We start from the raw sequence: 9,796 nt of genomic DNA on the forward strand, positions 1-9,796 counted from the left end.
AGTGCCAGGCCGGCCAGGATCATGGCCGCCCGCCCCAGGCGCCTCGCCGGGGGCGTCATGAGCGCGCCTGCCCGTCGGCGGCGATGCCGTGACGGTAGATCGCGAAGACGCCCGGCGCCTGGTCGAGGAGTCGCGTCACCTCGCCGGCCATCAGCGCCTGGATCACCAGGCCCTGGATGGTGCCGATGAACTGCATCGTCGCCGCCTCGAGATCGAGCCCCTCCCGCAGCTCGCCCGCCGCCCGGGCCTGCTCGAGCAGGGCGGTGATCCGCTCGCGGTAGCGAAACAGCAGCGAGCGCACCATGTGCCGTGCAGGCGTCGGCCGGGCATGCTGCAGCTGGCCCAGCAGCAGCCGCGGCACCCCGGGGTGCTCGACGATGAAGGCGACATGGGCCATGAACATCGCCTCGAGCGCCGCGAGGGGGGCATCGGCGCCGGCCGCCGCGGCGTCCACGCGCTGCATCACCCGCTGGCCGACCCAGTCGACCACGGCCTCCCAGATGGCGTCCTTGCTGGGGAAGTGACGGAACAGCGCCCCCTGGGTGACGCCCATCTGCCTGGCGATCGCCCCGGTGGTGAGCGTCGCCGGCTCGTCGCGGGCACACAGCTCGATGACCGTCTCCACGGTGCGCTCGCGGCGCGCCTCGGCGGTGAGGTGACGTTTCGCTGCCATGGTCGTCTCGCCATAAGATAGTAATTGATTACTATCTTATGCCACGACACTCTCCCGCGCCAGTGGCCATGACCCGACGCGGTCGACCAGAAACGCCAGCGCCAACCTCATCCGCTCGACCGGCTGCGGGTTGGCCAGGCCCGGGGGCGGGTCGAACAGCCGATCATGGACATCGTGCAGCCATTCGAGCAGATCCTTCATCTGTCGAAAGGCCCTCTCGCACCTCCTGGGGTGGGCATCGCATCTGCGGTCAGCTGCCGCGCGCCAGCAGCATCGCCTTGATCTGGCCGATGGCACGCATGGGGTTGAGCCCCTTGGGGCAGACCCAGGTGCAGTTGGCGATCTGGCGGCAGCGGAACACGCTGAACGGGTCGTCGAGCTCAGCCAGGCGCTCGTCGGTGGCGGTATCGCGGCTGTCGATCAGGAAGCGGTAGGCCTGGATCAGACCGGCCGGGCCGATGTACTTGTCCGGGTTCCACCACCAGGAGGGACAGGCCGAGCTGCAGCAGGCGCAGAGGATGCACTCGTAGAGGCCATCGAGTTTCTCGCGATCCGCCGGGCTCTGCAGACGCTCGATGGCCGTGGGCGCGTCGTCGTTGATCAGCCAGGGTCGGATCTTCTCAAACTGCCGGAAGAACAGCGACTGGTCCACCACCAGATCGCGGATCACCGGCATGCCGGGCAGCGGACGCAGGGTCAGGGTGTTGGAATCGCCCAACACCGCCTCCACCGGGGTGATGCAGGCCAGGCCGTTCCTGCCGTTGATGTTCATGCCATCGGAGCCGCACACCCCTTCCCGGCAGGAGCGCCGATAGGCCAGGGTGGGATCTTGCTGCTTGAGGTGCTCGAGGACGTCGAGCACCATGGCCTTGCGAAAGCGCTCCTCGACTTCCAGGCTTGCCATTCTCGGCAGGTCGTCCTGCTCGGGATGATAGCGATAGAGATGCACCTTGATCATGGGCTGGTCTCCGGCTGACATCAGGCGAATCCCTCCTGGGGCGTTTACCTCAGGAGGCTGGGCAGCCAGCCCCCCGGGTTGCCGCCTGATCATCGGCCTGAACCGACCCGGCAGCCCCCATGATCAGACACCCTGCCATCAGGCGTACGATCGGCTTGAGGAAAATCGCGGCGATGGCGACCACCCGCTACCGTGAACCGCCAGAGCCAGCGCACGAGCGCTAAGATGCGTGTATTTTACGTCTTACAGGATAGCCGTCAGGGCAGGAGGAGCAACTCGACCTTCAGCGTGTCCCGCCCCCGACCTTGAGCCCCAGCCGCCTGGCGAGCTTGTGCAGGTTGCTGGGATCCACCTCCAGCCGCCGGGCGGCCGCCGCCCAGCGCCCGTCGCAGGCGACCAGTGCCTCGCGGATCGCCTGGCGCTGGGCCTGTTCCACTCGCTCACGCAGCGTCGGTGGCGCGATCTCGTCCGCCCCCTGCGGTGGCTCCGATGCACCACCGGGCACCGCGGCGCGGACGGGAATATCGAGTCGGGCGGGCTCCAGGGTGATGATCTCGTCGCGCCGCGCGCCCTGGCTCAACGCCTTGATCGCCGCCCGGCTGATCACGTGCTCGAGCTCGCGCACGTTGCCCGGCCAGGCGTAGGCGAGCAGCGCCGCCTCGGCATCCGGCGAGAGTCGCAGGCTACGCACCCCGAGCCGGGCACGGTTGATCTCCAGGAAATGGCCGGCCAGCACCAGCACGTCGCCCCCCCGCTCACGCAGCGGCGGAATCGCCACCGGGTAGGCCGACAGCCGGTGGTAGAGGTCGGCGCGGAAGTGGCCGTCGCGCACGGCGTCGGCCAGGTGACGATTGGTGGCGGCGATGATCCGCACGTCGACCCGGCGCGGGGTGTCCTCGCCCAGGCGCTGCACCTCGCCTTCCTGCAGGGCGCGCAGCAGCTTGGCCTGGACGGGCAGCGGCAGCTCGCCTACCTCGTCGAGGAACAGGGTGCCGCCGTCGGCCGCCTCGAAGCGGCCGGCACGCTCGGCGGTGGCGCCGGAGAAGGCCCCCTTCACGTGGCCGAACAGTTCACTCTCGGCCAGGGACTCGGGCAGCGCGGCACAGTTGACCTGCACCAGCGGCGCGGCACGTCGGGAAGAGCGCCGGTGCAAGCGACGCGCGAAGAGCTCCTTGCCCACCCCGGTCTCCCCGCTGAGCAGTACCGGCAGGTCGGAGGCCGCCACCACGTCCAGCTCGCGCAGCAGCCGCTGGAGCACCGCACTGTGGCCGAGGATGTCGCGCACCTCGGGCACCTCGAGAGGCACGCTACCATCCTGCTGCGCCATGCGCAGGGCGCGCAGGTCCCGCTCCAGGCGACTGACCCGTACCGCCGCCTCGACCAGCAACGCATAGCGCTCCAGAGCCGTGCGATCGGCGTCATCGAAGGTGCCCGCCTCCAGCGCATCCAGGGTCAATACGCCCCAGGGTTCGGCCTCTACGTGCAGGCTGATGCCCATGCAGTCGTGAACGTGCAGCGGCTGGCCGGGCTGCTGCTCCACCAGGCCGTCGTAGGGGTCCGGCAGGCTGGCATCCGGCGGGAAAAGCGTGGACCGACGGCTGGCGAGAATGGTGGCCAGGCGGGGGTGATGGGCCACCTCGAAACGCCGCCCCAGCGCCTCGCGAACCAGCCCATCCACGGCCACCGGCACCAGCGCATTCTCCTCCAGGCGCAGCAGGCAGACGGCGCCGCAGCGAAAACCCTCGCGCAGGGTGCACGTCAGCCGCTGCAGGCGCACGGCGCTGGGCAGGTCGGCGACTAGGTCCGCCAGCAGAGTCTCATCGAGCATGGTGATTTTTACCTTTCAGGGTTCTATTTACCCGAGTTTAGCCGGGTAATTTTCACCCTCAAGCCGGTAATACCTCAAGCGACGGGCGCTCACATCCTGGCACGCCCCTTGCTTATCAAGAATGCCATCCAATTTCATCGAGGAGTCCACACCATGAGCCTGCTGGAACAGAGCGTCGGTCGTACCGCCTTGACCCTGCCGGGTGCCACCCGTGTCTTCCATGACCACAACATCGACTTCTGCTGCGGCGGCCGTATCAGCCTGCGCGAGGCGGCCGAGCGCGCGGGGCTGGCCCCCGACGCCCTGGTCGCCGAGCTCGAGGCACTGCCGGCCGGTGCCAGCGACGAGCTCGACTGGCAGTCGGCCAGCAATGACGTGCTGATCGACCATCTCCTGACCCGCTACCACGACGTCCACCGCCAGCAGCTACCCGAGCTGGTGCGCATGGCACGCCGCGTCGAGCAGGTCCACGGCGAGCGCGACACCTGTCCCAACGGGCTGGCCGACCTGCTCACCACGATCCACCAGGAGATGGAGAGCCACATGCAGAAGGAGGAACAGATCCTCTTCCCGATGCTGCGCCGGGGCATGGGCGCCCAGGCCCGGGGACCCATCGCGGTGATGCGCCACGAGCACGACGACCACGGCGAGCATCTCGCCCAGCTGTTGGCGCTGACCGACGACATCACCCCGCCGAAGGGTGCCTGCACCACCTGGCGCGCCCTCTACACCGGGCTGCACGAATTCCGCAACGACCTGATGCAGCACATCCACCTGGAAAACAACCTGCTCTTCGAACGCGCCGGCTGAGCCGGTCGCACACGCGACGGTGCGTCGCCGCGACCAACGGTGACGCACCGGGGAGGCCACCATGAAAGCCATCGTTCTGGAACGCCTGCACGCCGACCACCACCGCTACGAGGCGCTACTCTGCATCCTCGACCGACAGCTGCATATCGCGGCCTGCGAGGAGATCCCCGACTACCGACTGCTGGCGCGGCTTTGCCACTACCTGACCCGGCAACCTGAGGAGTGGCATCACCGGGTGGAGGATGCCCTCTTCGAGCACCTCGCCGCGCGCCACCCCGACAGCCACGACACCCTCGAGGTGCTGGTCGTGGAACACCGGCGCATCACGACCTATGGCCGCGAGCTCGAGGCGGCATTCCACCGAATGGCGGACGAGACGCCAGACGCCGAGGCTGACGCCAATCTGCGCAACCTGGCCCTAGCCTTCAGCGAGCTCTACCACCACCACCTGCATACCGAGAACCGGCACATTTTCCCACTCATCGAGCGACAGGTCCCTGCCCGGGCGCTTGACGGCATGACGTCCGGATTCCCGCTGGCCAGCCCTGCCGAGGGCAGCCCCAGCTTCCAGCTGCTCTACCGGCAGATTGCCGACAACCGCACCGGGCTGCGCCTGGGGCACGGCGAACAGGCCGACTTCTGTCCGCTGTGCGACGCCAGGCCCGCCTGAGTCGCCCACCCCTGATCCGCTCCCGCCCCCCCGAAACCTGCCTCCCCATGGGCTCCACCGGCCCATGGGGGACCAGCGTGCCTCACTTTCGCTGCTGGCCCGAGGCCGGTCATCACGCTCTTGCTGATCTGGATCATGTTATCTAGCCAACGGGACGGCTAGTCTGCTATCAGCACAACATATGGTGCCACATTGTAATGAAATCACTATATATAGGGAGAGCAGTGGTGAGTGCACCTACCGCACAGAGTCGTCGTCACGGGACCGTCCGGGTCGCCGCCACGGTCGACGAGTACCTCGAACGCGCCGACTGGCGCGTGCACGCCAACGCCAACCAGGGCTACTCCCTGGGCGGGCTGGTCCTCAACGTCTCGGGCAAGCTGATCGCCAACTACTGGCTCGACGAGGTCTACCCGGCGGAGGTCGGCGCGGCCCACCGCGAGGGCGACCTGCATATCCACGACCTCGACATGCTGTGCGGCTACTGCGCCGGCTGGTCGCTGCGCCAGCTCCTGATCGAGGGCTTCAACGGCGTGCCGGGACGCGCCGAGAGCGACCCGCCGCGCCACCTCACCAGCGCGCTCGGGCAGATGGTCAACTTCCTCGGCACCCTGCAGAACGAGTGGGCCGGCGCCCAGGCGTTCAGCTCCTTCGATACCTACCTGGCGCCCTATGTGCGCCGCGACGCCCTCGACTACCCGGCGGTGAAGCAGGCGATCCAGGAGTTCATCTACGACCTCAACGTGCCGTCGCGCTGGGGCAGCCAGACGCCCTTCACCAACCTGACCCTCGACTGGGTGTGCCCGGCGGACCTGCGCGACCAGGTGCCGGTCATCGGCGGCGAGGAGCAGCCGTTCACCTACGGCGAGCTGCAGGCGGAGATGGACCTGCTCAACCGCGCCTACCTGGAGGTGATGGAAGCCGGCGACCGCCAGGGGCGGGTGTTCACCTTCCCGATCCCCACCTACAACATCACCCCCGACTTCGACTGGCAGAGCGCCAACGCCGAGCGGCTGTTCGCCCTGACCGCCAAGTACGGGCTGCCCTACTTCCAGAACTTCCTCAATTCGGACCTGGAGCCGCACATGGTGCGCTCCATGTGCTGCCGGCTGCAGCTCGACCTCTCCGAGCTGCTCAAGCGCGGCAACGGCCTGTTCGGCAGCGCCGAGCAGACCGGCTCGCTGGGCGTGGTGACGCTCAACTGCGCGCGGCTCGGCCACCGCTTCGCCGGCGACCGCGCCGGGCTGTTCCGTGAACTCGACCGACTGCTCACGCTGGGCCGCGACAGCCTGGAGCTCAAGCGAAGCCGCCTCCAGCAGTGGATGGACGAGGGCCTCTACCCCTTCACCCGGCGCTACCTGGGCACCCTGCGCAACCACTTCTCGACGCTGGGCGTGAACGGGCTCAACGAGATGGTGCGCAACGTCTCCGACGACCGCTACGACATCGCCGACCCGGAGGGCCAGCAGCTCGCCCTGGAGGTGCTCGACCACGTGCGCGGGCGGATGCGCGATTTCCAGGAGCAGACCGGGCACCTCTACAACCTGGAGGCCACCCCGGCGGAGGGCACCACCCATCGCTTCGCCCGTGAGGACCGCGCCCGTTACCCCGGCATCCTCCAGGCCGGCACGCCGGAGGCGCCCTACTACACCAACTCCAGCCAGCTGCCGGTGGGCCATACCGACGACCCCTTCGAGGCGCTGCTCCACCAGGATCCGCTGCAGACCCGCTATACCGGCGGCACCGTGCTGCACCTCTATATGCGCGAGAAGCTCTCGAGTGCTGCGGCCTGCAGGACCCTGGTGCGCACCGCCCTGTCGCGTTTCCGCCTGCCCTACCTCACCGTGACGCCGACCTTCTCGATCTGCCCGGTGCACGGCTACCTGGCCGGCGAACACGAGTTCTGCCCGAAGTGCGACGAGGCACTGCTGGCAAGACGCGCCGCGGCCACCCCGGCCTGAGGCGTTTTTTCAACCCGCTGTTTTTGCAACCCACTGGAAGGAGCCAAGAGATGACACACCACGACAGCCTGCCCACCGAACAGCGCCAGCGCTGCGAGGTCTGGACCCGCGTGATGGGTTACCACCGCCCGGTCAGCCAGTTCAACCTCGGCAAGCGCGCCGAGCATCGCGAGCGCCGCCACTTCACCGAGTCGGCCACCCGCCGCTGACCCCCTCACGCCGGGCATCCCCGGGTGCCCGGCCCGGAAGCTTCGCCATGTCCGAGAGCAACACGATCCGGCTACCGGTGGCCGGCCTGACGCCCCTGACCACCCTGGACTATCCCGACCAGCTGGCCTGTGTGGTCTTCCTGCAGGGCTGCCCGCTGCGCTGCGGCTACTGCCACAACCCGCAGCTGCTGGCACCGCGGCGCGGCGAGCCGCCGGAGTGGCAGGCGGTCCGCGACTTCCTGGCGCGACGGCGCGGGCTGCTCGAGGCGGTGGTGTTCAGCGGCGGCGAGCCGACCCTGCACAACGCCCTGCCGGCCGCCATCAGCGCGGTGAAGGCCATGGGCTTCAAGGTCGGGCTCCACACCGCCGGGGTCTACCCCCAGCGCCTGGCCGAGCTGCTGCCCCGGCTCGACTGGGTGGGGCTGGACGTCAAGGGCGACGCCGAGACCTTCGACCGCATCGCCGGCCGCCCCGGCCTGCAGGCGGCACACCGCCGCAGCCTGGCCCTGCTGCTGGAAAGCGGCGTCGAGTTCGAGTGCCGCACCACCGTGCACTGGCGCGATTTCGACCTGGCGGCGCTGCAGCGGCTGGCCCTCGGCCTCGCCGGGTGCGGTGTGCGCCGCTATGCCATCCAGGTCGCGCGCACCGTGCAGTGCCTCGACCGCGACTACGCCGTACCGGTCGCCGGCGCCCCGAGTGCGGCGGCACTGGACGCCCTCGTCGAGCGCCTGCGCCCCGCCTTCGCGAGCCTGGCGCTGCGCCGCTGAGCGGCCGCCGGCCGCCCGAACCGGCCTCGCCATGACCCGCGTCAAGGGCCGCCGGCGAATGGTCGACTAGCATGGTCGGGTTTTCATCGACAGGAGTCCGCAATGGAGCTCGTCTGCCCCGCCGGCAACCTGCCCGCCCTGAAGCGCGCCGTGGACGAAGGGGCCGATGCCGTCTACTTCGGCTTCCAGAACACCACCAACGCCCGCCAGTTCGCCGGCCTCAACTTCACCGACCGGCGCGCCCGCGAAGGCATCGACTATGCCCACGCCCGCGGCAAGCGGGTGTTCTGTGCCATCAACACCTACCCGCAGCCGGATGGCTGGGCCATGTGGACCGGCGCCGTCGACCAGGCCGCCGAGCTCGGCGTCGACGCCCTGATCCTCGCCGACATGGGGCTGCTCGACTACGCCGCCCGCCGCCATCCGGCGCTCGCCCGCCACCTCTCGGTGCAGGGCTCGGCCACCAGCCATGAGGCGCTGCGCTTCTACCACGAGCAGTTCGGCATCCGGCGCGCCGTGCTGCCGCGGGTGCTGTCGATCACCCAGGTGCGCGACCTGGCCAGGCAGAGCCCGGTGGAGCTCGAGGTGTTCGCCTTCGGCAGCCTGTGCATCATGGCCGAGGGGCGCTGCTACCTGTCGTCCTATCTCACCGGCGAGTCGCCCAACACCCGCGGTGTCTGCTCGCCGGCGGCCCAGGTGCGCTGGGAGGAGACCCCCGAGGGGCTGGAGTCACGCCTGGGTGGCGTGCTGATCGACCGCTACGCCGAGGGCGAGCGGGCCGGCTACCCGACCCTGTGCAAGGGGCGCTTCGAGGTGGGGGGCGAGACCTACCACGCCATCGAGGAGCCCACCAGCCTCAACACCCTGGAGCTGTTGCCGGAACTCGCCGCGCTCGGCATCAGCGCGGTGAAGATCGAGGGCCGCCAGCGCAGCCCGGCCTATGTGTCGAAGGTGGCCGGCATCTGGCGCCAGGCGCTCGACCGCCTCGCCCGCACACCCGAGCGCTTCCACCCCGAGCCCGCCTGGATGGCCGGCCTCGACGAGGTCTCGGAAGGCGCCACCACCACCCTGGGCGCCTACGAGCGCCGCTGGAAATAGGAGAGAGCCCATGTCCGCCCCCCCCACGCTCCAGCTGTCGCTGGGTCCGGTGCTCTTCTACTGGACCCGCGAGCGCTACGCCGACTTCTACCGCGAGGCCGCCGACTGGCCCCTCGAGATCGTCAACCTGGGCGAGTCGGTCTGCTCGCGCCGCCGCGACATGAAGCTCGACGACTGGCTGGGGATCGGCCGCGAGCTGGTCCAGGGCGGCAAGCGGGTGGTGCTGGCGAGCCAGACGCTGATCGAGTCGGAGGCCGACCTGCGCGACCTGCGCCGGCTGTGCGACAACGGCGAGTTCGTGGTCGAGGCCAACGACCAGAGCGCGGTGCAGCGCCTCTCCGCCAATGGGCTGCCCTTCGTCGCCGGGGCGGCGCTCAACCTCTACAACCCGGCGACCCTGGGCGTGCTGGCCCGCGTCGGCATGCAGCGCTGGCAGGCCCCGGTGGAGATGTCCCGCGCCGACCTGGCGCGGCTGCTGGCCGACTGCCGCGAGGCGGGCATCGAGGCGCCCTGCGAGGTGTTCGCCTACGGTCACCTGCCGCTGGCCTGGTCGTCGCGCTGCTTCACCGCGCGGCGCTACCAGAAGCCCAAGGATCGCTGCCGGTTCGTCTGCCAGAAGCATCCCGAGGGCCTGGCGCTGCGCTCCCAGGAGTCCCGCGAGGTGTTCACCCTCAACGGCATCCAGACCCTCTCCGGCGCCTGCCAGGACCTGCGCCACGAGGTGCCGGCCATGGCCGGGATGGGCGTGACGGTGGCCCGGCTGAGCCCCCGTGCCGAGGGCATGGCCGCGGTGGTCGCCGCCTTCGACGCGGCCCGTCGCGG

The 9,796-nt window shown here is 69.5% G+C and carries 11 protein-coding genes; 7 read left to right on the top strand and 4 right to left on the bottom strand.

The features are described 5' to 3' along the window. Window positions 1–55: 55 nt before the first annotated feature. The 4 genes from C1H66_RS17455 to norR form a co-directional block, all read right to left on the bottom strand. Window positions 56–673 carry a TetR/AcrR family transcriptional regulator gene (locus C1H66_RS17455; RefSeq protein WP_102629157.1) on the bottom strand — a complete coding sequence of 206 codons (618 nt, stop codon included), beginning with the start codon at window positions 671–673 and terminating at the stop codon, window positions 56–58. A gap of 36 nt (window positions 674–709) precedes the next feature. Beyond that, window positions 710–874, bottom strand: coding sequence for a hypothetical protein (locus C1H66_RS22980; protein WP_170064180.1), 165 nt, complete (start codon window positions 872–874; stop codon window positions 710–712). Window positions 875–923: 49 nt separating this feature from the next. After that, entirely contained in the window at window positions 924–1,628 is a 705-nt protein-coding gene (locus tag C1H66_RS17460) for a succinate dehydrogenase iron-sulfur subunit (protein ID WP_102629166.1), read from the bottom strand. A gap of 286 nt (window positions 1,629–1,914) precedes the next feature. Further along, complete coding sequence (norR, locus tag C1H66_RS17465; protein WP_102629158.1) at window positions 1,915–3,459, bottom strand: nitric oxide reductase transcriptional regulator NorR; 1,545 nt, start codon at window positions 3,457–3,459, stop codon at window positions 1,915–1,917. A 153-nt stretch (window positions 3,460–3,612) separates the two neighbouring features. On the opposite strand from norR, the gene ytfE reads away from it, so the two are divergent. The 7 genes from ytfE to C1H66_RS17500 form a co-directional block, all read left to right on the top strand. Continuing rightward, on the top strand, window positions 3,613–4,269 hold the full coding sequence (gene ytfE / locus C1H66_RS17470; RefSeq protein ID WP_102629159.1) for an iron-sulfur cluster repair protein YtfE: 657 nt from the start codon (window positions 3,613–3,615) through the stop codon (window positions 4,267–4,269). Between the two features lie 61 nt (window positions 4,270–4,330). Then, window positions 4,331–4,939, top strand: a complete 609-nt coding sequence (locus tag C1H66_RS17475) for a hemerythrin domain-containing protein (protein WP_102629160.1) — start codon at window positions 4,331–4,333, stop codon at window positions 4,937–4,939. A gap of 227 nt (window positions 4,940–5,166) precedes the next feature. Then, window positions 5,167–6,900, top strand: coding sequence for a ribonucleoside triphosphate reductase (locus C1H66_RS17480; RefSeq protein ID WP_102629161.1), 1,734 nt, complete (start codon window positions 5,167–5,169; stop codon window positions 6,898–6,900). Window positions 6,901–6,950: 50 nt separating this feature from the next. Further along, the gene (gene nrdD, locus C1H66_RS17485) at window positions 6,951–7,109 is read left to right on the top strand and encodes an anaerobic ribonucleoside-triphosphate reductase (protein ID WP_102629162.1); all 159 of its coding nucleotides are present in this window, start codon (window positions 6,951–6,953) and stop codon (window positions 7,107–7,109) included. Window positions 7,110–7,156: 47 nt separating this feature from the next. Continuing rightward, complete coding sequence (locus tag C1H66_RS17490) at window positions 7,157–7,876, top strand: anaerobic ribonucleoside-triphosphate reductase activating protein (RefSeq protein ID WP_102629163.1); 720 nt, start codon at window positions 7,157–7,159, stop codon at window positions 7,874–7,876. A gap of 102 nt (window positions 7,877–7,978) precedes the next feature. Continuing rightward, a complete protein-coding gene (gene ubiU, locus C1H66_RS17495; protein ID WP_102629164.1) occupies window positions 7,979–8,974 on the top strand; it encodes a ubiquinone anaerobic biosynthesis protein UbiU in 996 nt (331 codons plus the stop codon). A 10-nt stretch (window positions 8,975–8,984) separates the two neighbouring features. Continuing rightward, window positions 8,985–9,796: U32 family peptidase (locus C1H66_RS17500; protein WP_102629165.1), on the top strand; the 812-nt coding region annotated here is incomplete at its 3' end.

The organism is Halomonas heilongjiangensis, from assembly GCF_002879645.1.
Taxonomy (GTDB): domain Bacteria; phylum Pseudomonadota; class Gammaproteobacteria; order Pseudomonadales; family Halomonadaceae; genus Halomonas; species Halomonas heilongjiangensis.